23 protein-coding genes and 1 tRNA gene are annotated in these 22,923 nt (G+C 68.4%); 9 read left to right on the top strand and 15 right to left on the bottom strand.

The genetic code is table 11. The features are described from left to right. Positions 1-46 precede the first annotated feature (46 nt). Complete coding sequence (locus tag FN829_RS13265) at positions 47-1,681, top strand: potassium channel family protein (RefSeq protein ID WP_142987441.1); 1,635 nt, start codon at positions 47-49, stop codon at positions 1,679-1,681. Positions 1,682-1,728: 47 nt separating this feature from the next. On the opposite strand, the gene FN829_RS13260 is transcribed toward FN829_RS13265, so the two are convergent. The 12 genes from FN829_RS13260 to ribH all read right to left on the bottom strand — a co-directional run bounded on the left by FN829_RS13260 (position 1,729) and on the right by ribH (position 12,447). Continuing rightward, positions 1,729-2,169, bottom strand: a complete 441-nt coding sequence (locus tag FN829_RS13260) for a universal stress protein (RefSeq protein ID WP_142987440.1) — start codon at positions 2,167-2,169, stop codon at positions 1,729-1,731. A 71-nt stretch (positions 2,170-2,240) separates the two neighbouring features. After that, on the bottom strand, positions 2,241-3,773 hold the full coding sequence (locus tag FN829_RS13255; protein ID WP_142987439.1) for a TrkH family potassium uptake protein: 1,533 nt from the start codon (positions 3,771-3,773) through the stop codon (positions 2,241-2,243). A gap of 116 nt (positions 3,774-3,889) precedes the next feature. Then, a complete protein-coding gene (locus FN829_RS13250; protein WP_142987438.1) occupies positions 3,890-5,395 on the bottom strand; it encodes a TrkH family potassium uptake protein in 1,506 nt (501 codons plus the stop codon). Between the two features lie 4 nt (positions 5,396-5,399). Then, a complete protein-coding gene (gene trkA, locus FN829_RS13245; protein ID WP_142987437.1) occupies positions 5,400-6,737 on the bottom strand; it encodes a Trk system potassium transporter TrkA in 1,338 nt (445 codons plus the stop codon). Between the two features lie 103 nt (positions 6,738-6,840). Then, complete coding sequence (locus FN829_RS13240; RefSeq protein WP_142987436.1) at positions 6,841-7,719, bottom strand: mechanosensitive ion channel family protein; 879 nt, start codon at positions 7,717-7,719, stop codon at positions 6,841-6,843. Beyond that, a complete protein-coding gene (locus FN829_RS13235) occupies positions 7,719-7,964 on the bottom strand; it encodes a YhbY family RNA-binding protein (RefSeq protein ID WP_142987435.1) in 246 nt (81 codons plus the stop codon). The genes FN829_RS13240 and FN829_RS13235 overlap by 1 nt, the downstream gene beginning before the upstream one ends. A gap of 82 nt (positions 7,965-8,046) precedes the next feature. Further along, complete coding sequence (locus tag FN829_RS13230) at positions 8,047-8,553, bottom strand: DUF5797 family protein (RefSeq protein WP_142987434.1); 507 nt, start codon at positions 8,551-8,553, stop codon at positions 8,047-8,049. Beyond that, entirely contained in the window at positions 8,550-9,854 is a 1,305-nt protein-coding gene (gene gatA, locus FN829_RS13225; RefSeq protein WP_142987433.1) for an Asp-tRNA(Asn)/Glu-tRNA(Gln) amidotransferase subunit GatA, read from the bottom strand. The genes FN829_RS13230 and gatA overlap by 4 nt, the downstream gene beginning before the upstream one ends. Beyond that, positions 9,855-10,220 carry an Asp-tRNA(Asn)/Glu-tRNA(Gln) amidotransferase subunit GatC gene (gatC, locus tag FN829_RS13220; protein WP_142987432.1) on the bottom strand — a complete coding sequence of 122 codons (366 nt, stop codon included), beginning with the start codon at positions 10,218-10,220 and terminating at the stop codon, positions 9,855-9,857. 54 nt (positions 10,221-10,274) lie between these two features. Further along, positions 10,275-10,757 carry a universal stress protein gene (locus tag FN829_RS13215; protein WP_142987431.1) on the bottom strand — a complete coding sequence of 161 codons (483 nt, stop codon included), beginning with the start codon at positions 10,755-10,757 and terminating at the stop codon, positions 10,275-10,277. Positions 10,758-10,848: 91 nt separating this feature from the next. After that, entirely contained in the window at positions 10,849-12,012 is a 1,164-nt protein-coding gene (locus FN829_RS13210) for a pyridoxal phosphate-dependent aminotransferase (RefSeq protein ID WP_142987430.1), read from the bottom strand. A gap of 30 nt (positions 12,013-12,042) precedes the next feature. Then, a complete protein-coding gene (gene ribH, locus FN829_RS13205; protein WP_142987429.1) occupies positions 12,043-12,447 on the bottom strand; it encodes a 6,7-dimethyl-8-ribityllumazine synthase in 405 nt (134 codons plus the stop codon). Positions 12,448-12,560: 113 nt separating this feature from the next. Here ribH and msrA point away from each other — a divergent pair, with 113 nt between their 5' ends. From msrA to FN829_RS13180, 5 genes are all read left to right on the top strand, one after another. Beyond that, the gene (gene msrA, locus FN829_RS13200) at positions 12,561-13,097 is read left to right on the top strand and encodes a peptide-methionine (S)-S-oxide reductase MsrA (protein WP_142987428.1); all 537 of its coding nucleotides are present in this window, start codon (positions 12,561-12,563) and stop codon (positions 13,095-13,097) included. A gap of 105 nt (positions 13,098-13,202) precedes the next feature. Further along, positions 13,203-14,159, top strand: coding sequence for a rhomboid family intramembrane serine protease (locus FN829_RS13195; RefSeq protein WP_142987427.1), 957 nt, complete (start codon positions 13,203-13,205; stop codon positions 14,157-14,159). Further along, positions 14,160-15,080 carry an endonuclease V gene (locus FN829_RS13190; protein WP_142987426.1) on the top strand — a complete coding sequence of 307 codons (921 nt, stop codon included), beginning with the start codon at positions 14,160-14,162 and terminating at the stop codon, positions 15,078-15,080. It begins immediately after the preceding gene. Positions 15,081-15,176: 96 nt separating this feature from the next. Continuing rightward, on the top strand, positions 15,177-15,800 hold the full coding sequence (locus tag FN829_RS13185) for an adenylate kinase (RefSeq protein WP_142987425.1): 624 nt from the start codon (positions 15,177-15,179) through the stop codon (positions 15,798-15,800). Between the two features lie 122 nt (positions 15,801-15,922). Then, positions 15,923-16,834, top strand: a complete 912-nt coding sequence (locus FN829_RS13180) for a DUF106 domain-containing protein (RefSeq protein WP_142987424.1) — start codon at positions 15,923-15,925, stop codon at positions 16,832-16,834. Positions 16,835-16,876: 42 nt separating this feature from the next. Here the strand turns inward: FN829_RS13180 and FN829_RS13175 are convergent, their stop codons facing one another. Beyond that, on the bottom strand, positions 16,877-18,190 hold the full coding sequence (locus FN829_RS13175) for a DHH family phosphoesterase (protein WP_142987423.1): 1,314 nt from the start codon (positions 18,188-18,190) through the stop codon (positions 16,877-16,879). A gap of 129 nt (positions 18,191-18,319) precedes the next feature. On the opposite strand from FN829_RS13175, the gene FN829_RS13170 reads away from it, so the two are divergent. After that, positions 18,320-19,261: a thiamine-phosphate kinase gene (locus FN829_RS13170; RefSeq protein WP_142987422.1), complete on the top strand. Its 942-nt coding sequence runs from the start codon at positions 18,320-18,322 to the stop codon at positions 19,259-19,261. Between the two features lie 33 nt (positions 19,262-19,294). On the opposite strand, the gene FN829_RS13165 is transcribed toward FN829_RS13170, so the two are convergent. Continuing rightward, positions 19,295-20,203, bottom strand: coding sequence for a PspA/IM30 family protein (locus FN829_RS13165; protein WP_142987421.1), 909 nt, complete (start codon positions 20,201-20,203; stop codon positions 19,295-19,297). 116 nt (positions 20,204-20,319) lie between these two features. Here FN829_RS13165 and FN829_RS13160 point away from each other — a divergent pair, with 116 nt between their 5' ends. Both FN829_RS13160 and FN829_RS13155 read left to right on the top strand, forming a co-directional pair. Next, positions 20,320-21,291 carry a sugar phosphate isomerase/epimerase family protein gene (locus FN829_RS13160; protein ID WP_142987420.1) on the top strand — a complete coding sequence of 324 codons (972 nt, stop codon included), beginning with the start codon at positions 20,320-20,322 and terminating at the stop codon, positions 21,289-21,291. A gap of 56 nt (positions 21,292-21,347) precedes the next feature. After that, positions 21,348-22,481 (top strand): Gfo/Idh/MocA family protein, encoded by a 1,134-nt coding sequence (locus FN829_RS13155; protein ID WP_142987419.1) that lies wholly within the window; start codon positions 21,348-21,350, stop codon positions 22,479-22,481. Positions 22,482-22,708: 227 nt separating this feature from the next. Here FN829_RS13155 and FN829_RS13150 read toward each other — a convergent pair. Next, positions 22,709-22,783: transfer RNA gene (locus FN829_RS13150), tRNA-Arg, on the bottom strand. Positions 22,784-22,923: the final 140 nt, after the last annotated feature.

The raw sequence follows: 22,923 nt of genomic DNA, 5'->3' as shown, positions 1-22,923 counted from the left end.
GCTCCGACGGCTCACGTTTTTTCACGGCACCGCTCCTGCCGTGCGTATGAACGGATGGCAGCGACGGGTCGTCGGCTACTTCCTCATGCTCGTCGTGGCGCTGGTCGGGACCGCGATCGCCTATCGGTGGGGGATGGCGACCTACGAGGGACGTCCCCAGACGTTCCTCGACTCGCTCCAGTTCACCGTCGAGATGTTCACGACCACCGGGTTCGGCGGGGATGCTCCGTGGGACAGCCCGCAGATGCAGGCGTTCATCGTCGTGACCGACCTGTTGGGAATGGCGCTTCTCGTCGGTGCGCTCCCGGTCGTCGCGACGCCGCTCTTGGAGGCGGCGTTCACCGAGACCGCGCCGACGACCCTCGAGAACGGCATCTCCGGCCACGTCATAATCTGCTCGTACACCACGCGGGCGGAGGTGCTCATCGAGGAGTTGGAGGCGCATGGGGTCCCCTACGTGATCGTCGAATCCGACCGCGAGCGCGCGGACGAGCTGTACGGCGACGGCCATCGAGTGATCCGAGCGGATCCGGAGTCCACGGAGGGACTGACCGCGGCGCGGCTGCCGGAGGCGCGCGCGCTCGTCGCGGACGTCTCAGACCGGGTGGACGCGAGCATCGTGCTCGCCTCGAAGGAGCTCGCCGAGGACGTCTCCGTCGTCAGCGTGGTCGACGATCCCGACTTGGAGCGGTACCACCGGCTCGCCGGGGCCGACCACGTCCTCTCGCCGCGACCGCTGCTCGGGCGGGGGCTCGCCTCGAAGGTGACGACGGCGCTCCGGACGGAGATCGACGAGGCCGTCGCGATCGGCGAGGACCTCCGGCTCGCGGAGGTGTCGGTCCGTCACGGCGGCGAGCTGGCCGGATCGACGCTCGCGGACAGCGGGATCCGCGAGCGCGCCGGCGTCAACGTGGTCGGCGCGTGGTTCCAGGGCGAGTTCGACGCCTCCCCCTCGCCGAACGCGACGCTCACGCGCGGGACCGTGCTCCTCGTCTCCGGACGGACCGAGCAACTGGAGCGGCTCGTCGAGATGACGCAGTCGTCGGTGCGCCGGTTCGCCGCCGGACGGACGGTGATCGCCGGCTACGGTCAGGTGGGCCGGGCCGTCGCGGCGGAGCTCGACGACGCCGGGATCCCGTACACGGTGATCGACGCCGAGGAGGCGGCGGGCGTCGACGTGGTGGGCGACGCCACCGAGCCGGAGACGCTCGCCGAAGCGGGGATCGAGGAGACCGACACCGTCGTGATCGCGCTGCCGGACGACACCACGACCGAGTTCGCCACGCTCGTGATCCGCGACACCGCGCCCGACACTGAGATCGTCGCCCGCGTCGACGAGGACGACAACGTCTCGAAGACCTATCGGGCCGGAGCCGACTACGTGCTCTCGCTGGCGACGGTGACCGGACGGATGTCGGCGGCGCGACTGCTCGAGGATCGCGACGTGCTCTCCGTCGAAAGCCAGGTGGAGGTCGTCAGACTCGAGGCACCGCGGCTCGTCGGTCGGACGCTCGCCGAGGCGGACGTCCGGAGCGAGACCGGGTGTACGGTGCTGGCCATAGAGCGGAGCGAGACGGTGGTGACCGATCTGGGTCCGGAGACGACGATCGAGGGAGGGGACGAACTCGTCGTCGTCGGAACGGACGACGGGGTCCGGGCGTTCGAGCGGGCGTTCGCGTGAGCCGTCTCGCGCGGTCGGTCAGGAGTTCCCTTCCGGGTCGCGGTCGCTCACTCGTCCGGATCCTCGTGGGGGAGCGTGATGACCGGGAGATCCGACTCCGTAACCAGCTTCAACGAGACGTCCCCCGAGATGAACTTCATGAGCCGGTTCCCGCCGCGGGATCGGTAGGCGATCGCGCTCGCGTCGACCTCCTCGGCGGCGTCGAAGATGGCGGCGGCGACGTCGCGGGCGTACGCGGTGTGGTCGTCGGCGTCGGGAAACACCGTTCGAACCGCGGCGTACGACTCCGCCGCCAACTCCTCCGACTGTTCGACCGGCGTCTTGTCCGGTACCCCTCCCCCCTTCTCGACGACGTGGAGGGCCGTCACCCGTTCGGGTTCGTACGGTTCGAGCGCCCTCGCCGTCGCCAACGCGTCCGCTTCGTTCGCGATCGGGAGGAGGACGTGTCCGAGCAGGTTCCGTCCGATAGCGTCGTCGGTTCCGGTCATGTACGACAATAGCCCAGTCGGCACTTAAGAAGATGCCCCCGAGGTTCCATCGACTCGGACTGCGCGCCTCATCAGTCGTCGATGCCGGCGACGAACAGCGCGAGCACGGGAACGATCTCGAGTCGCCCGATCCACATGAGGAAGACCATGAGCAGCTTCGTCGTGTCGGGAAGCAGCTCGTAGGTCCCGAACGGGCCGAGCGGCCCGAGTCCCGGTCCGATGTTGCCGATGGTCGCGAGCGAGGCGGCGATCGCCTCGAGACCGGTGAGCGGTTCGCCGACGCGAGTCGTGTCGAGTTCGATGAACACGGCGGCGAACGCGAAAAGCAGGAAGTACAGGAGCGTGAACACCAAGATACCGCGGATGACTTCCTCGTTTACCACCTCGCCGCCGAGCCGGACCGGCCGGACCACGTCGGGGTTCGCGGTCGTGTACAGTTCGCGGCGGAGCGTCTTGAACAGGATGAGCCATCGGATCACCTTGATCCCGCCGCCGGTCGAACCCGCGGAGCCGCCGATGAACATCGCGAACAACAGGAGGAACTTCGTGTGTGTCTCCCACTGTGCGAAGTCCGCGGTCGCGAACCCGGTGGAGTTCAGAAGCGACGCGATCTGGAAGACCCCCTGTCGGAGGGCGTTCTCCGTGACGCCCGCGGTGACCCCGCCGAGTTCGGTCGGCGGGGCGCCGCCGCGGAACAGCGCGATCGAGAGGACGGCGCTCATCAGGGCTACCGCGCCGATATAGACGCGGAACTCCGTGTTCTCGAACAGCCGGGCCGCCTCGTCGCGGAGGACGTACCAGAACAGCGCGAAGTTCACGCCCGCGAGGACCATGAACGGGACGAACGTCCACTGGACGACCGGGGAGAACGCCGCGATGCTGTCCGCCTCCGGCGAGAACCCGCCGGTCGGCAGCGTCGAGAAGCCGTGGGCGATCGCGTTGTACAGGTCCATGTTCGGCGCGAGCCCGACGAGGTGAAGCGCGTACAGGACGGCGACCAGCGCGGCCGTGAACGCGACGTAGATGACCCAGAGCGCGCGGGCGGTCTCGGCGATCCGGGGCGTGAGTTTCTGGAGGTCCGGCCCCGGTGCCTCGGAACGCATCAGTTGTGCGCCGTTGACCGCCAGTTCGGGGAGGATCGCGATCATCAACACGATGATCCCCATGCCGCCGAGCCACTGGGTGAGCTGTCGCCACATCAACACGGCGTGTGAGTGTCGCTCGAAGCTGATCTCGGCGGTCACTGTCGCGCCCGTCGTCGTGAACCCGCTGGTCGACTCGAACAGCGCGTTCACGGGATGGCCGAGCGCCGACGCCGTGCCGTAGCCCGCGAGAACGTACGGGATCGCGCCGAGAAACGCCGCGGCGAGCCACGCGAGCGCGACCACCGCGAGCCCCTCGCGGGGACCCAAATCGGGGTCGGGATCGAGCCGTTCGAGCGCGGCACCGGCGGAGACGCCGATCGCCATCGACGCGGCGAACACCCAGACGTCCTCGGCGTAGATCACGGCGATCAGGAGGGGAACGAGCATCGCCACCGAGAGGTACTTGAGAATACTCCCGATGTAGCTGAGCGTCGCCCGCGTGTCGATGGTTCGTGTCATGGTCGCGCCCCGCCGACGGAACGGATCGAGAGTGTTCGTGGGGCCATTAAGTAGCCGTCGATACCGCCACGAACGACCGGAGTACGACGACGGTGAACGCCCTCACGGTCGCCGCCTCACGACGTCCAGAACGCCTTCGTGAACAACACGAGAACCGGGATGATCTCGATCCGGCCGATCCACATCAGGACGATCATCACGCCGCGGGTCGTCATCGAGAAGGACGCGAACGTACCGTAGGGGCCGGCCTCGCCGAAGGCGGGGCCGATGTTGAGGAAGGTGGTCGCGGCCGCGCCCATCGCCTCGAACTCCGTGACCCGGAGGTCCGCGCGCTCGGCGTCGACGACGATCACGACGGTGAGAAGGAAGAAGATCACGATGCTCAAGAGCAGGTACCCGTAGATGTCGCGGATGACCTCCTCGTCGACCGGCTTTCCGGTGACCCGAACCGGCCGCACCGCGTCCGGGTGGATCGCGGTATAGAGGTCTCGCCGAAACGCCTTCAGCGCGACGAGCCACCGCAGCGACTTGATCGAACACGTGGTCGACCCCACCATCCCGCCGACGAACATACACGCGAAGAGCATGTGCTTGGCCGCCGGTGCCCACAGCACGTAGTCGGTGCTGGCGTACCCCGTCGTGGTCACGATGGAGGCGACGTTGAACACGGCGTGTCGGAGCGTCCCCTCGAGTCCGAACGCCGTCGCGGGGTCGAGAAAGAGCGCGAGCGCGACGACGGACGAGAAGAACCCGAGCGCGCCCAGATAGAAGTGGAACTCCTCGTTGCGCAACAGTCGCATCGGCTCGCCGTTGATGAAGAAGTAGATGAGCACGAAGCTCGTCGATCCGACGACCATGAAGGGGACGACCGCCCACTGGATGACCGGGTGGAACGCGCCGACGGAGAGCGGTTCGGGCGAGAACCCGGCGGTCGCGACGGAGGTGAACGCGTGGGCGACCGCGTTGTACAGGTCCATTCGGGGATCGAACGCCAGCCCGAGCAGGAAGTACGTCGCGACCGCGAGCGCGGTGAGCCCGAGATAGAGGCTCCAGATGAGCTGTGCCGTCCGGGATATCTTCGGCGTGAGCTTGTTCACGTCCTGGGTCTGTGACTCCGACTCCATCAACTGGGCCCCACCGACCCCGATCTCCGAGAGCACCGCGGTCGCTAAGATCAGAATTCCCAGCCCGCCGAGCCACTGGATCACCTGCCGCCACATCAGCACGGATCGGGAGTGAAGCGAGAAGTCACGGAGGACGGTCGCGCCCGTCGTCGTCAGCCCGCTCATCGCCTCGAACATCGCGTTGACGGGGTGGGCGATCGTCCCGACGCCGGCGACGACGAACGGGATCGCGCCGACGGCGGCGACGAGCAGCCAGATCAGCGCCACCGCGAGGAACGCCTCGCGCGGACCGAGGTTCACCTCCGGGTCCCCGAAGCGCCGGAACAGCGCCCCGAGCGCGAGGGTGACGGTGATGGCGGCGAGGAAGGGAAGCGACGGCTCGGCGTAGTAGACGGAGAGCAGGAGCGGGAACGACAGGGGAACGACGAGCGCCGCGAGGACGTCGCCGGTGAGTCCGACGCTCGCCTGCCACCCGACCCGGATCCTGGATCCCGCCACGGACTCAGGCCATGGAGGCGATCTCGCTCACGGAGTTCGAGTCCACGAGCAGGATGACGTGGTCACCGGGCTCGAGGACGGTGTCCCCCCGCGGGGTGACGAGCGCGTGGTTCCGGGTGATCGCGCCGATGACGAACCGGGCGTCGATCTCCTCGACGAGTTCCGCGATCGACCGGCCGGCGAACCGGCACCCCTCGGTGAGTTCGAGTTCGAGGACCTCCGCCTGGTCGTTCTCCAACACCGCGATGTTCTCGGCGATGCTCTCGTAGGTGAACCGGGTGATCTCCTCGGCGGTGACGGTGCGGGGGTTGATCGCGATGTCGATGCCGATCTCCTCGAAGACGGTGACGTAGTCGGGGCTGTCGACGACCGCGATCACGCGGTCGACGCCCATCCGTTTGGCGAGCACCGAGACGAGCAGGTTCTTCTCGTCCGAGCGGAGCGCGGTGACGACGATGTCGGCCTCGTCGACGTGCTCCCTCGAGAGGAACTCCGTGTCGGTCGCGTCGTGTTCCATCACGATCGTGTTCGGGAGGTCCTCCGCGAGCGTGCGCGCGCGGTCGGCGTCCTGCTCTATCAGCCGCGGAGTGAACTCCCGCTCCTCCAGCAGCCGGGCGGTCTGATAGCCGATCTCGCTGCCGCCGACGATCACGATCTCGTCGGCACGGTCCGGCGTGGTGTCGGGCGCGACGTCGTTCGCGAACGACTGGACGCTCTCGGGGCTCCCGATCACCACGGCGCGGTCGCCCGCCTCGATGTCGGTGTCGCCGCGCGGGATGATCATCTCGCCGTCGCGGAACAGGCCGACGAACGTCAGCGACTCGAACCGGTCGGCCTCCGAGACGGTCTGTCCGGCGACCGGGCTCTCCGCGGCGATCTCGAACTCCGCCATCTGGACGAGCCCGCTCGCGAACGGGTCGACGTCGATCGCCGCGGGGAGGCCGATGACGCGGACGATGTTCTGGGCGGTCAGGAGGTCGGTACACACCATGAAGTCGACGCCGAACGCGCCCTCGTTTCCCTCCCACGTCCGGAGGTACTCGGTGCTCTTCACCCGCGCGATCGTGAAGCCGTCCCCGAGCGTCTTCGCGGTCCCGCAGGTCACGAGGTTGGTCCGGTCGTCGTCGGTACAGGCGATGATCATGTCCGCCTCGTCGACGTTCGCGGCCGTCTGGATCCCGGATGCCGTCCCGTCGCCGGCGATCGTGAGCACGTCGAGTTCGTACTTGAGCTGTTCGGCGCGGTCGGGGTCGACGTCGACGACGACGACCTCGTGGTCGGAAGCGAGGCTCGCGGCGATACTCGTACCGACCTCGCCGGCACCGACGATGACCACGTGCATGGGGGCACCCACTGGACGGACTTACAAGTGGATTTCTATCCCCGACGGTCGAAGGGAACCGCAACCGGCGGGCGAGCGACGGCTCGCCGGCGAACGACGCGGGCTACGGCTCGCCGGCGAACGACTCCGGTTCGGACCACGCGTCGCGGCCGGAGACGGTCCGCTGCGGGAACGGGATCGTGATGTCCTCCTCGTCGAACCGCTCTTTGACCGCCTGGACGTACTCGGCGCGGACCCGGACGAAATCCGCCCGGGAGGGGTCGTCGATCCAGATGCGCGACTGGAGCCCGACGTACGAGTCGGCGAGCTCGTTCAGTCGCACCGACGGCGCGGGATCCTCGAGGATCCCCTCGTGTGCCTCGGCCTCCTCGACGATGATCTCCGTCGCCGCGTCGACGTCGTCGTCGTAGTCGATCCCGAAGACGAACTTCAGGCGGAGCCGCCCCTTCGCGACGGGGTTCTTGATCACGCCGCCGGTGAGCACGTGATTCGGCACCGTGAGCAGCTCGTTGTCGAACGTCCGGACGCGAGTGACCCGGAAAGAGATGTCCTCGACGATGCCCGAGTTCCCGTCCCACTCGATCCAGTCGCCGATTCGGAACGGCTTGTCGGTGTAGATGAAGACGCCGGCGACGAAGTTCTTGAGCACGTCCTGCATCGCGAGGCCGATCGCGAGCGTGGCCGCGGCGGCGATCGTCGCCACCGAGCGCAGGAAGTCGCCGTAGCCGGCCACGCTGAACCCGACCGTGACGCCGGCGAAGAGCACGACGAAGGCGACGATCTTCCGGAGCGGGCGGCGGGCGTGGTCGTCGAGTCCTCGCCGGTCGAACACGCGAGAGAGGAGCGGTCCGACGACGGCCTTGTTCACGACGTAGGCCACGACGACGACCGCGAGGAAGGTCGCCGCGGCGAGCACGGCATCGGTCGCCGGTCCGAGGTACGGCTCAAGCGCCCCGGAGGCGCCGGGTATCGACCCCGCCATCAGTGGAAGACGGCGGTGTTCCCGCGCGTCTCGACGAGGTCCGCGTTCACCGCCTCGGCGAGTTCGTCGGCGAGTTCATCGGTCGACGTTCCGCCGCGGGCGGCCCGCAGGAACTTCGCTTTCACCAACTTGCGGTCGTCGAGCTGGTCCGACAGTTCGTCGACGACCGCGTCGATGCCGCCCTTCCCGACCCAGACGGTGACGTCGAGGTCGTGTGCCTCCTTTCGGAGCTCCTGATCGGTCATATCCGTTCCACTCGCTCGCCCGCATTGAACCTTGAGGTTCGCGGTCCGGCCGATCGTCGCGGCGAGCCCACCTCGTCGCCCGCTACTCCGTTATCTCGACCTCGACGGCGTCCCGGTCGACCGCGAGCCGGAACGTCGGCACCGTCCGGTAGACGACCTCGACGACGTTCTTGCGCTCCAGGCTCCGGAGCGCGCGGCGGACCTCCCCCACGTCGGGGTCGATCTCGTACGTCTCCCGGAGGGCCTCGAGGACGCTCACGACCGACTGCGAGCGCTCGTCCGGGCCGGCGACGACCGCGAACACCCGCGCTTCGAGCTCCGGGACGCGGATCGTGTCCGGGGCGGCTCCCCTCGCAACCGCGTCCGCCTCGATGCCGGGCTCGACGTCGACGAGGTCGTTCGCCTCCGCGGTCGCTCGGATCAGGCTGTCGTCGTCGCGGTAGTAGTACTCCTTGAGGTGGTTCTCGAGGTATCGATGGACTTCGCTCCCGCCGTCGACGCCCCACGCCTCCTCGAGTTCGGAGTTCTTCGTCGGCTGGAGACGGACGACGTCGGCGAGGCGGTCCAGCTCCTCGTCGGTCAGGCTCATCGGTCCTCGACCGCGCTCGCCGCGCGGATCACGGTCGCCTCGTCGAACTTCGGCCCGACGAGTTGGAGCCCGACCGGAAGCCCGTCGGCCTCGCCCGCGGGCACCGATATCGCCGGCAGGTTCGCGAGGTTGGCGGGAGTCGTGTTCGCGTCCGCGAGGTACATTCGGAGCGGGTCGTCGAGGCTCTCGCCCAGTTCGAAGGGGAGGACGGGCATCGTCGGCGACGCGATCACGTCCACGTCCTCGAAGGCGTCATCGAAGTCCCGACGGACCCACTCGCGTGCGTCCTGGGCCTTCGCGTAGTACTTGTCGTGATACCCCGCCGAGAGCGCGTACGTCCCGAGGAGGATCCGGCGTTTGACCTCCGCGCCGAACGCCTCGCGGGTCTCCGCGAACGACTCGTTCCAGTTGCCGTCGCCCTCGGCGCGGTGGCCGTAGCGCACCCCGTCGAAGCGCGCGAGGTTCGAGGAGGCCTCGCTCGTCGCGATCACGTAGTACGCCTGGACCGCGTGCTCGACCGAGGGGAGCGAGACCTCGATCGTCTCCGCTCCCTGTGCCTCCAGGTCGGCGATCGCGGCCTCGACCGTCTCGACGACTCGCTCGTCGGCCCCCTCGAAGAGTTCGGTGGGAACGCCGACGGTCAACCCGTCGACGTCGCCGTCGGCGGCCGCGGCGTATCCGCCCTCGGGGACGGTCGCGTCGGCGTCCTCGGCGTCGGTCGGATCCCGCGTCGTCCCGTCGTTCGGGTCCGGTCCCGCGATGACCGACAGCGCCTCCGCCGCCTCCTCGACCGTGCCCGCGATCGGTCCGATCTGCTCGAGCGAGTTGGCGTACGCGACGAGCCCGTACCGCGAGACGAGCCCGTAGGTGGGCTTGATCCCGACGACTCCACAGAAGGCGGCCGGACAGCGCACGGAGCCGCCCGTGTCCGAACCGAGCGCCACGTCGGCCTCGCCCGCGGCGACCGCCGCTGCCGACCCGCCGGAGGAGCCGCCGGGCACGCGCTCGGGATCGATCGGATTCCTCGTCGGGCCGAACGCGGAGGTCTCCGTGGTGGTGCCCATCCCGAACTCGTCCATGTTCGTCTTGCCGACGATCGTCGCGCCCGCGTCGGTCAATCGTTCCACAACGGTCGCGGAGTAGGGCGGGACGTAGTCGGCGAGCATCTCGGAGCCGCAGGTGGTCCGGACCCCCGCCGTCGAGATGTTGTCCTTGACGGCGACGGTCGTTCCCGCGAGCCGTCCCTCGGCGTCGCCCTCGATCGTCTCCTCGGTGATGAACGCGTCGTACTCGTCCGCCATCTAGGACACCTTCGGCCCCTTGAAGAAGCCATCCTCCGTCTCCGCGGCGTTCGAGAGCGCCTCCTCCTGGGTGAGTCCCTCCTCGATATCGTCCTCGCGCATCACGTTGACGAGGTCCTCCTCGCGGTCGAGGTCGGGCACTTCATCGAGCGCCTCGAAGTACTCGAGGATCTCCGCGAACTGGTCCGTGAACTCCTCGCGCTCGCCCTCCTCGAGACGGACGCGGGCCAGTTCGGCGACGTGTTCTACTTCGTCGGCGTCGACGACGGGACCGGCGGAACCGCCGTCGACGGCGGCCGCTCCGGCGGCACCCTCCTCCCCGCCGGAGCCGGCCGGATCGCCGTCGGGATCCGAGCTGTCTGTCATACGCGATGGTACGACGGACCGGGAGTAAGGGTTTCGGAACGGCGGACCGTTCCGTTACTCTCCCTCGTCGTCGGCGTCGGCGCGAACCGTCACCACGGGCGGATCGGCGAGCCGCACGACCTTCTCGGAGACGCTGCCCAACAGGTAGCGCTTGACTCCGGAACGGCCCTCGGTCCCCATCACGACCATATCGATGTCGTTCTCGTCGATGTACTCGAGGATGACCTCGTGGGGGTTCCCGCCCCGAACCGCGGCGACCGTCTCGATCCCCTCGAAGTCGGCCGCGAGCTCCTCGACGAACGGCGTGGCGCGCTCCTCGAGCTCGCGCTTCCGCTCGTCCTCGGAGGGTCGATCGCTCGAGTAGCTCTTCGGTCCGGAGATGTAGTTACCGCTCATCCCGAGCGTGAACTGGCGCGTGTCGACGACGTGTAACACGTGAACCGTCGCGTCGAACGCCTCGGCGATCTCCCGTACGTGTGCTATCGCGGCCTCGGAGCCGGCACTCCCGTCCGTGGGATACAGTATGTGCTTGTACATGTCGTCACCAAACCAATCATCCGCACGGGTATATAAAATCCCACCGGCGAGATCGGCGGTGAAACGGCCCCGGCGGGTCGAATCCGGCCGCTCAGAGCAGGTCGTTCGCGACCAGCCGGTCGACGGCCTCGCGCAGCCGTTCCTCGCTCGCTGCGTACGATATTCTGGCGAATCCGGGCGCGTTGAACGCGCTTCCGGGGACGCAGGCCACGGCAGCCTGCTCGATCGCGCGCTCACACCAGTCGGCGTCGTCCGCTCGCGGCTCGCCGACCGGGATCATCATGTAGAACGCCCCGTCGCCGACGTCGACGTCGACGCCGTGCTCCTCGAAGAGGTCGACGAGCAGGTCGCGTCGATCGGCGAACGCCTCGCGCATCTCCTCGACCGCCTCGTCGGTGTTCTCGAGCGCCTCGATCCCGGCGCGCTGGACGAAGTTGGTCGCACACGACACCGAGTGCGAGTGGAGCTTGCCCGCCTCTCCGACGAACTCCTCGGTCGCGTGGAGGTATCCGAGCCGCCAGCCGGTCATGGAGTACGCCTTCGAGAAGCCGTTGACCGTGACCGTGCGGTCGGCCATCCCGTCGAGGCTCGCGAGCGAGACGTGGTCGGCGTCGTAGACGATCCGCTCGTAGATCTCGTCCGAGATGACGGCGAGATCGTGTTCGACCGCGAGGTCGCGGACGCCCTCGAGCGCGCCCTCCGAGAACACCGCGCCCGTCGGGTTCGACGGGGAGTTGACGACGAGGAGCTCGGTGTCGTCTGAGACCGCCTCGGCGAGGTCCTCGAGGGCGGGCTCGAGCTGGAAGCCGTGCGAGGCCAGATCGACGCGGGTGAGGTCGCCGCCGGCGAGTTTCACCATCGCCTCGTAGGAGACCCACGCGGGGTCCAGAAGGACGACCTCGTCCCCGTCGCCGATCAGCGTCTGGAACGTCTCGTAGAGCGCCTGCTTGCCGCCGGGGGTGACGATCACCTCGTCGGCGCTCGCGTCGATCCCGTCGTCGCGGAGCTTCCCGGCGATCGCCTCCCGGAGCGGCGCGATCCCGTTCGAGGAGGTGTAGCCGGTGTGGCCGGCGTCGAGGGCCTCCTTGCCGGCCTCGACGACGTTCTCGGGGGTGTCGAAGTCGGGCTCGCCGACCGAGAGGTCGACGATGTCCGCTCCCTCCGCCTCCTTCTCGGCGGCCAGGTTCGATATCGCCAGCGTCGCGCTGGGCTCTACACGTCCGATCCGGTCGGAGTAGTCGTATGCGTCGGTCATTGTCGTGTTCGGTGGGGTCGCCGGTGTCTTTCAGTCGAACGCTTCCGCGAGGTCGATCGCGGCCTCGGCCGCGTCCGCGCCCTTGCCGATCCGCTCGCGCGCCTCCGCGCCGGACATCCCCGGACCGCTCACGCCGAAGGTGACCGGCGTGTCGCGGTCGAGGCTCACGTCGGTGAGCTTCTCGGCGGTCGCGTTCGCGATGACGCGGTCGTGGTCGGTGTCGCCGGTGACGATGGCGCCGACGACGGCGACCGCATCGACGTCCTCGCGCCGCGCCAGGCGGTCGGCGGCGAGCGGGCTGTCGTACGCGCCCGGAACGCTCACTTCGTCGACGACGACCGCGTCGCGCTCGGCCGCCGCCTCTCTGGCGGCCTCGGCCATCGGCTCCGTCACGGAGCCGTTGAACCGCGCCACCACCAGTCCCAGCGAGACCATACCACGGCTCGGAGGGGGGGCGGCAAAGGTTTACCGTTCGGCGACGGCGACCGGCTCGTTCGACCGAGGTCGCTCGGACGGTGTTTAAGGGGTTCGCGCCCCTATCGGGACCCATGACGAATAACCTCGAAACGGCGACGTTCGGCGGCGGCTGCTTCTGGTGTATCGAGGCGGCGTTCGAGGAGCTCTCCGGCGTCGAGTCGGTGACCTCCGGCTACGCCGGCGGACACGCGGAGGACCCGACGTATCGGGCGGTGTGTACCGGCGAGACCGGCCACGCGGAGGTCGTCCAGGTGGAGTACGACCCCGAAGTCGTCGGCTACGACGACCTCCTTGAGGCCTTCTTCACGATCCACGATCCGACGCAGCTCAACCGGCAGGGTCCCGACGTGGGGAGCCAGTACCGCTCCATCGTCCTCGCGCACGACGAGGACCAGCGCGAGCGCGCCGCGGCGTACATCGAGGCGCTCGACGAGGAGTACGACGACGAGGTCGTGACGGAACTCGAGCCGCTGGAGACGTTCTACCGCGCCGAGGAGAAACACCAGGATTACTTCGCGAAGAACCCCGACGACGCCTACTGTACCTTCCACGCGCAGCCGAAGGTCGAGAAAGTGCGCGAGAAGTTCGAGGCGAAGATCGCGAAGTAGACGAGTTCGGAGTCGCGAAGGAGGTCGCCTCCGGGGTCGGAAAGGGAAGTCCCCGACCCGATAGAGAGCCAAACCGCTTTAGGACCGCCCCCGTAAGGGGCGGTAATGGCGACGTGCGAGAAGTGCGGGGAGTACGAGAACCTCCCGTACCAGTGTCGACGGTGTGGGCGGACGTTCTGTGCGGACCACCGCCTGCCGGAGAACCACGACTGTCCGGGGCTTGCCGAGTGGAACGACCCCGGCGGCGTCTTCGACAGCGGCTTCGACGACGGTGTCGAGGGCGGCAACCGCGCCGATGCCGACGACGGCGTCGCGGGTCGGGTGAAACGGCGGATCGAACGCGAGACGGGAACGGGCGGCCTGCTCGGCTACTTCCGCGGGAACGCCACGTACGTGCTGCTCGCGCTCATGTGGCTCACCTTCGTGGCGCAGTGGGCGGTGACGCTCACGCTCGGCGAGGCGGCCCACAGCCAGATATTCGTGCTGCGGTCGGACGCGCTGGGCAACGTCTGGACGTGGGTCACCTCCGTCTTCTCGCACTCGCGGGGCGGGCTGTACCACATCCTCGGCAACAGCATCGTGCTGTTCTTCTTCGGCCCGCTCGTCGAGCGCGCGGTCGGCTCGCGGAAGTTCCTCGGCTTCTTCCTCGTCTCGGGCGTCCTCGCCGGGCTGGGCCACGTGCTGTTCGTGCTGGGAACGGGCGGGCTCGTGGGCGTGCTCGGGGCCAGTGGCGCGACGTTCGCGATCCTCGGCGTGTTGACGGTGTGGCGGCCGAACCTCGAGATCCTGTTGTTCTTCGTGGTCCCGATGAAGCTCAAGTACCTCACGTGGGGGGTGGCGCTGATCTCCGCGTTCCTCGTGATATCGACGGGCGCGGGCGGCGTCGGCGGCATCGCCCACGTCGCCCACCTGATCGGGTTCGCGATCGGCCTCGCGTTCGGCGCGCGCAACGAGGACCTCGCGAGCCGCGCGGGCGGTCCCGGCGGGGTCTCGATGGGCGGCGGCCGCGTCCGCGGACCGGGTGGCCCCGGCGGTCCGGGCGGCCCCGGCGGGCGGTTCTGAATGTCGCCGCCGGCGGGGATCGACACTGACGCCCTCGCGCGACCGGAGTTCCTCCCCGATCCGGATCGGTCGCGCAAGGAGATGGAGTCGCTCCAGCGCGAGTTGGCGGCGTCGGCGACGTTCGTGGACGACCTCGGCTTCGGACCCGACGCCGTCGCGTTCGACGAGCCCGCAGACCTCTCCGCGGGCCTGCCGCCCGCGAGAACCGAAGCTCTCGGGGAACTCGACGCCAACCCCGATGCGCCGGTCGTCGTCGGAGTCGACCAGGCGTTCCGTCCCGAGCGCGACGAGGCGGTGTCGGCCGCGGTCGCGTTCCGCGGCGGGCGCGTGGTCGAGTACGCGGAGGCGGTCACGCCGCTCTCGATCCCGTACGTGCCGGGACTCCTGGCGTTCCGCGAGGGCGAACCGATGCTCGCGGCGCTCGAGGACCTCTCCGTCGCGCCCGACTTCCTCGTCTGTGACGGCTCCGGGCGGATCCACTTCCGGCAGGCCGGGATCGCGACGCATATCGGCGTGATCTGCGACCTGCCGAGCGTCGGCGTCGCGAAGAGCCTCCTCTGTGGCGAGCCCGACGAGCCGGTCGGAGAGCGGCCCGAGGGGTGGTCGACCCCGATCCGCGCCGACGACTCGGTCGAGCGGGTCGGCGGGCTCGACGAGGACCGGACCGGCGACGATGCCGACGTGGGGACCGATCCGCCGGGGACCGACCTGCCCGTCGTCGGGCACGCGTACCAGTCTCGACAGTACCCGAACAGTCGCCGGGTGAATCCCCTGTACGTGAGTCCGGGTCACCGGGTTTCACCGGAGACCGCCGTCGACCTCGTCGCGGCGCTGTGTGCCGGCTACAAGCTGCCGGAGCCGACCCGCCTCGCGGATGCGCACGCGGACCGAGTGAAACGGCGGCTCGGCGGCGACGAGTGACCGGCCCGGTTCTTCAAGCGATGACCGACTCGGTCCTTCAAGTGGTGACCGGCGCGGATCTTCAAGGCTTTATGCGCGCGGAGTGACCGCCTCGGTATGAGCCACCGGATCCTGCTTCTGGGCGCGCCGGGCGCCGGCAAGGGGACACAGAGCGCGAAACTCGCCGAGGAGTACGGAGTCGATCACGTCACCACCGGCGACGCGCTCCGGGCGAACAAGGACATGGAGACGGAGTACGGGACGCCCCGATCGTTCATGGAGGCGGGCGAACTCGTCCCGGACCCGGTCGTCAACGAGATCGTGAAGGCCGCCCTGGCGGACGCCGACGGGTTCGTGCTCGACGGCTACCCGCGGAACCTCGAGCAGGCCGAGTACCTCTCGCAGATCACGGAGCTCGACGCCGTCGTCCTCCTCGACGTCGACGACGAGGTCCTCGTCGACCGACTCACCGGCCGCAGAGTGTGTACCGAGTGCGGCGCGAACTACCACGTCGACTTCCAGCCCCCCGAGGAGGCCGGAGTCTGCGACGAGTGTGGCGGCGAGCTTATCCAGCGCGAGGACGACACCGAGGAGACCGCGCGCGAGCGACTCGAGGTGTTCGCCGAGAACACCGAGCCCGTGATCGAGCACTTCCGCGCGGAGGGCGTCCTCGAGGAGGTCGACGGTGAGGCGACCCCCGACGAGGTCTTCGATCGGATCAGCGACGTCGTCGAGGAGTGACCGGCCGGGTCGTCACGGAGCGGTCGCCGCCTTCGTCGCGGTCGTCGTAGGGCGATAGCCCTCGCCGATCCGCGACGACGATCCTACAAGGTTCTTAACCGTCGACCGCTAACCGCCCGATAATGAGTAAGGTCGAACGGCGGGTCCGCTCGCTCGTCACCGAGGACGGCGAGATGCGGGACGCGCTCGAAACGGTCCTCGACCGAGCCACCGACGGGGAGGTCCAGTGGGTCGACGTCCGCGACGAGATCACGAGCGGGCAGTGGGGACGGCTCATCGAGAAGGAGGTTCTCGTCGACGGCGAGACCGGGTTCGCGCTCGCCGATCGCGAAGGGATCGAGGCGGGACTGTCCGACGACGGCAGTTCCGGAGGCGGCGGCGACGTCGAGACACCCGAGACCACCTCGTGGACGAAGTGGGACAAGCTGGCGGCGCTGGCGACCGTCGGCGCGTTCGTCGGCTACGCCGTCCCGCCCGTCCGGAACGTCATCGCCGGCGCGATCGACCTGGTGTTGGGGCCGCTGATCGAGCTCGTCCCCTTCTACGTCATCATCATGGTGATCGCGTTGGGGACGGGCCTCTACTCCACGCTGTTGCGGGCGGGGCTGATGGACATGGAGAAGATGAGCCAGTACCAGGACCGGATGAAGGACATCCAGGAGCGTCGCAAGGAGGCCAAAGAGCGCGACGACCAGGAGGCGCTCGACGCGATCCAGGAGGAGCAGATGGACGCGATGGGCGACCAGCTCGGGATGTTCAAAGAGCAGTTCCGCCCGATGGTGTGGATCATGTTCCTGACCATCCCGGCGTTCCTCTGGATGTTCTGGGTCATCGGCTACCGCGGCTCCGACCCCGCATACCCCGCGATCGCCGCCCAGGAGCTCGTCGTCCCGCTCGCCGGCACGGTCACGTGGGACGCCGGCCTCGTCGGCCCCATCCAGATGTGGATCGTCTGGTACTTCCTCTGCTCGATGGCGTTCACCCAGCTGGTCCAGAAGAGCCTCAACATCTCGATGTCGCCGTCCTCGTCGTAGGCGACGTTCCGCGAGTCCACGCAGCGCGAGTTTCTCGTCGCCCTACTGGTCGTCGTCAGCGACCGACTCGTCTGCCTCGCCGGCCTCGTCGGCCTCCTCGGCTTCGCCCGCCTCAACCTCCTCCGCGACGGCCTCGAAGGCCGCGAGGATCACGCGTTTACACGCCTGTCCCTCCGTCGTCCAGTGGTGGGCGTAATCCAGCATGTCGTCGTAGATGTCGGGTTTACACCCCGCGGCCTGGGGGTGGCCGCCGCCGTTGACCCTCCCGGCGACCTCGTGGGCGTGCCGGAAGTCCTCGGAGCCGCGGATCGACGCCGACCCCGCCGGCTTGACGATCACGGCGGCGTCGGCTCCCCGCTCGCGTAGCGCCTCGGCGACCTCGTTCTGTGAACACCGACCGTACGTCACCGCGACGCGCCAGTCGCCGACCTCGTGGACGGCGGCGCGGTCGACGGCGGCGTCGATCCGCGCGGCCTTCTCGACCCGGCGCGACTCGACGTACTCGCGGACGACCTCGGGGAGGTCCGCGCCGTACGCGCCGATCACGGTCGCGTACTCCTCACCCCCCGACCAGTAGGAGTAGTCGGCTAAGTCGTCCGACCGCGGGTCGTCCTTGATCCAGAGGTCGTGATCGCGGGTCACGGCGGCGAGTTCGGTCCACCGGTCCTCGAAGTCGTGCTCCAGCGACCGGAGGGTCACGTCGGCCGTACACTCCTCGTCGGACTCGCCGACGACGAGGTCGACGCCCCGCTCGCGGACCGCCGCCGCGACCGCGTCGTCCCACTGGTGGTGGTCGAACCACCGGATCGACGCACACGACTCCGAGAGCGCGTCCAGCACGTCCGCGATCGGCTCGAACTCGTCGGGACACAGGTCACAGACGTAGAGGTCGATCCCGTCGTCCGCGTACGCGACGACGCGCTCGAGGGCGGTGTCGAGCGAGTACGGCCCGGCGGAAACCAGCCCCACCGGCGACTGCGCGTGGGCGTCCGCCGTGGGGTCGTCGGCGTCGTCGCTGTCGACGTCGTCGCTGCCGTCATCGCCGTCGTCGCCGTCGTGTTCGACATTCTCCTCCGTCTCGGTCTCGTCGTCCTCGGCGCTGCGCTCCGCGATGTCGGCCTCGAAGTCGGCCACGTCGAGGGCGGCGTCGTGGGCCTCGCGGACCATCGCCGCGCAGGCGAGACCGTCGGCGTCGCCGTCGGCGATCACGACGGCCTCGCTGTCCTCGATGGTCTCGCGAGCGCGGCGCTCCGCACGTTCGTCGTCGAGCGAGTCGGGATAGAAGAACCCCGTGCCGGGGAGCTTAGTGTACCGAGACAGCGAGGTCCCGGCCTGGTCGATGAGGTCGTCGTCCATACCCGCAGGCCGGGCGGCAGCGGGAAAACTCCGCCGCTCCGTGTCGATCCGTCACCTCGTCGCATGCGTCGGCGTCGTCCCGCGCCGGCGACCGAACCATCTAACCCCTCGCCGGCCCGTTCGGGGAGCGTGAACGAGCGCGACGCCCTCCGGAGACTCGCGGCCGACCTCCCCCGCGCCGGCGACGACGCCGCCGTCGTGGACGGCACCGTTATCACCACGGACATGCTCCACGAGCGGACCGACTTCCCGCCGGGGACGACCCGCTACACCGCCGGCTGGCGCGCGGTCGGCGCGTCGCTCTCGGACGTGGCGGCGATGGGTGCGGAGGCGACCGCCGCAGTGGCGGTGTACGCGGACGAGGCGTTCGACCCCGACGATCTCGACGAGTTCATCGCCGGCGCGGTCGACGTCTGTGCGGCGGTCGACGCCGAGTACGTCGGCGGTGACCTCGACACGCACCCGGAGTTCACGACCGCGACGACCGCCATCGGGAGCGTCGTCGATGACGCCGCCCGCGACGACTCCGACGCTTCCGCTTCCGGCTCTCCCGAGGCCTCCGGCGCGGTCACCCGGTCAGGTGCGTCGCCGGGCGAGGCGCTCTGTGTCACCGGCGAGTGGGGACGGTCGGCGGCGGCGCTCCGGCTCTTCGAGCGAGGAACCGACGACGCCCTCGAGCGTGCGAACGACCTCTTCCGGTTCACGCCGCGGGTCGCGGACGGCCGCGCGCTCGCGGGGAGCGCGACGGCGATGATGGACTCCTCGGACGGGCTCGCGCGCTCGCTCCACCAGCTCGCGGAGGCGAGCGGAGTCGGATTCGCACTCGAGAGCGACGCGGTCCCCGTCCACCTCGCCGTCGACGACGTGGCCGACGAGGGGGAACGGTTCGAGCTCGCCGCACACTTCGGCGAGGACTTCGAGCTCGTGTGTACCGTGCCGGAGCCGACCCTCGACCGGGCTCGCGAGGCGTGTCCGGCCGGGCTCGTCAGGGTTGGAACGGTTCGTGAGGCGGACGAGGGCGTGACCGTCGACGGCGACTCGCTCCCGGATCGCGGGTACACCCACGGGTGAGTCGGCGGGGAGAGACGATTCGGAAAAGCGTCCTCAGCTCCGCTGTTCGTCGGCGTCGACCTCGGACTCCTCGAGTTCCACGTCGGTCTCGACGTCCTCCTCGAGGTCGACCTCCACGTCGTCGTCCGAGAGGTCCGCCTCGAGGTCTGCGCCGTCGACGTCCGCCTGGAGGTCGTCGAGCTCGGCGTCGATCTCCTCGTCCGTGCTCTCGGTCGCGCCGTTCACGTCCCCGCTCGAGGCGTCCGACTTCCCGAGCTCGCCCTTGAGCGTCTCGAGTTCGGCGTCGACCTCGCTGTTCGTCGAGAGCTCGTCGAGCTCACGGTCGATGTTGTCCTTATCGGAGAGCGCGTCCTCGAACGCGCCGGTCTCCTCGAGCTCGTCCATCGCCTCCGAGCGCGCCTCCATCTCCTCGGTGCGCTCCTCGGCGCGCTCGATCGAACGGCTCACGTCCTCCATCTCGTCGCCGACGCCGGTCATCGCCTCGGAGACGCGCGAGGAGGCCTCCGCCGCCTCGTAGCGGGCCTTCATCGTCTCCTTCTTCGTGCGGAACTCTTCGATGCGGTTCTGGAGCTTGTTCTTCTTCTCGACGAGCTGATCCTGGGTGTCGTTCAGCTTCGCGATCTGTCCCTCCAGCTCCTCGATCTGAGTCATCTTCGACTTCTTCTTCTCTAAGGCCTTCCGCGCGAGGTCGTCGCGGTCCTGCTGGACCGCCTCCCGAGCCTGTCGGTTGTGCTTCTCGACGTTCTCCTCGAGCTTGCGCTTCTGGATCTCCAGGCGCTTCTTCTGGGTCGTGAGGTCCGCGATCCCCTGTTTGACGTCCTGAAGTTCGTCGCGCATCTGTTCGTAGGAGTAGTCGAGCGATTCCGTCGGGTCCTCGGCCCGATTGAGGAGGGCGTTCACCTTGGAGCGGATGACGTAGGAGGCGCGCGAGAGGATTCCCATGGGCGTCATACACGCTCCATCCGTTAAAACCTCATGTGGTTCGATCCCAGAGCGTCGGCGTCGACGGGCTGACCGTATCCTAAAGGTTTATTCGGGATGTAGTTAGATTCACACGCATGGACATCGGCGTACTGACCGTTCCGCTCGGTGAGGAATCGATCGAGGACGCGTTCGCGTACCTCTCGGGACTCGGCGTCGACGCGGTCGAACTCGGCGTCGGCGGCTTCCCCGGCGAGGACCACGTCGACCGCGAGGCGTACCTCGCTGACGAGTCGAAGCGGGCGGGACTCTCCGACCTGCTCGACGAGCACGACCTGCGCGTCTCCGCGTTGGCGACCCACAACAACCCGCTTCACCCCGACGAGGACCGCGCCGCGGAGGCGGACCGGGAGCTGCGCGAGGCGATCGAGCTGGCCGACCTGCTCGGCGTCGACACCGTCACCTGCTTCTCCGGATTGCCCGCGGGCGCGCCCGGCGACTCGACGCCCAACTGGGTCACCGCCCCGTGGCCGACCGAACACGCCGAGGCCCACGAGTACCAGTGGGACGAGGTCGCGATCCCCTACTGGAGCGACCTCGCCGAACACGCCGACCACCACGGCGTCGACATCGCCATCGAGATGCACCCGAACATGCTCGTCTACGAGCCGACCGGGATGCTCGCGCTCCGGGAGGCGACGAACGAGCGCGTGGGCGCGAACTTCGACCCCTCACACCTCTACTGGCAGGGGATCGACGTGACGGAGGCGATTCGCTTCCTCGGCGAGCACGACGCCATCCACCACGTCCACGCCAAGGACACGAAGGTGTACGAGTCGAACGCCCGCGTGAAGGGCGTTCTCGACACCACCGATTACACCGAGGAGCCCGACCGCTCGTGGCTGTTCCGCTCGATCGGCTACGGCCACGGCGAGTCCCATTGGAAGGACGTCGTCTCGACGCTCCGGATGGTCGGCTACGAGGGCGCGCTCTCGATCGAACACGAGGACTCGCTCACGTCCCCGAGCGAGGGACTCGAAAAGGCCGTCGACGTTCTCTCGCGGGCCGTCTTCGAGACGCGGCCGGGCGACGCGTACTGGGCGGAGTGAAGAAGCGAGCCGGCGTCAACGCCGGCTCGACGCGGAACACACGGAACACGACAACGATGACCGACGAACCACTGAAGATCGGCGTTCTGGGGTATCGATTCATGGGTAACGCGCACGCGAACGCGATGGCGCGGCTCCCGATGTTCTTCCCGGACGCGCCCGCCATCGAGCGGCACACGCTCGTCGGGCGCGACGAGGAGGCGCTCGCAGAGGCGGCCGATCGGTTCGGCTTCTCTCACACCGAGACCGACTGGGCCGACGCCATCGAGGCGGTCGACGTCTTCTACAACCTCGGGCCGAACCACGTCCACGTCGATCCCTCGGTCGCCGCTCTGGAGGCGGGCGTCCCCGTTCTCTGTGAGAAGCCGCTCGCGCCCACTCTCGAGGGTGCCGAGCGGATGCGCGAGGCGGCAGCCGACGCCGACGTCCCCTCCGGCTGCGCGTTCAACTACCGGTTCGTCCCGGCGATCCAGCACGCGCGGAACCTGATCGCGGACGGCGAGATCGGCGAGATACGGCACGTCCGCGGGCGGTACCTCCAGGACTGGCTCGTCGACCCCGACGCGCCCTGGGCGTGGCGGATGGACGCCGACCTCGCCGGCTCCGGGGCGCTCGGCGACCTGGGCGCACACTCGATCGACCTCGCGGGGTTCCTGGTCGGCAACGCCGTCGGCGGGATCGACCGCGTCTCCGGACACCTCGAGACGTTCGTCGAGGAGCGCCCCGTCCTCGACGACGATGGCGAGGTCGAGGAGTACCGCGACGTGACCGTCGACGACGCGTTCTCGGCGCAGGTCGCCTACGAATCCGGCGCGATGGGCACCTTCGAGACGTCGCGGTTCGCGACCGGCCACAAGAACGACCACACGATCGAGGTCCACGGATCGAAGGGGAGCCTGCGGTTCTCGCTCGAGCGACTGAACGAGCTCGAGGTGCTCCGCGAGGGCGACCGCGGCTACGAGACGGTGCTCGTCACCGACGAGTCGGACCCGTACGTCGATCACTGGTGGCCGCCGGGTCACGTCCTCGGCTGGGAGCACACGTTCGTTCACGAGAACTACGAGTTCCTCTCGGCGGTCGCCGAGGGCGGCGAGTTCTCGCCGTCGTTCGAGGACGGCTACCGCGTCCAGCGAACCCTCGATGCGATCGAACGCTCCGACGAGCGCGGCGAGTGGGTCTCGGTCGAGTAGTCGGAGAGTCGGAGATATCACTTCGAAAGCACCCGCCTCACTCTCGATCCGCTCCGAACACCGCCTACACCCCTGCCAACAGATCGTGTCTGTTAGAGGTCATTCTGCCGAATGGCAGACAGCAGAGCCCCCCAACCCGTAACGGGTTGGAATCCAGACCATGTTTGCGGGGGTGTTTTATATTGAACCCCTGCTGTCGTGTGAATCTGAAGTGTGGTGAAGAAGGATGGGCGCTGCAGGATTTGAACCCGCGACAACTTGGTCCGAAGCCAAGCACTCTATCCAGACTGAGCTAAGCGCCCGTACCGATCGGTATCCCGCTGACGGTTTTAAGTCCCGCGATCCGAATTGATCGGCGACGACGCTCTCGTCGTGCCGGCGACCGATCAAAAAGAATATTACCGGGACTGGAGATGTTTTCCGTAGTCGATGTATCCCGGTC

Source organism: Halorubrum cibi (genome assembly GCF_900182635.1).
GTDB lineage: Archaea > Halobacteriota > Halobacteria > Halobacteriales > Haloferacaceae > Halorubrum > Halorubrum cibi.
The sequence above is the reverse complement of the archived record's forward strand: the minus strand, read 5'-3'. Positions and strand labels throughout refer to the sequence as shown.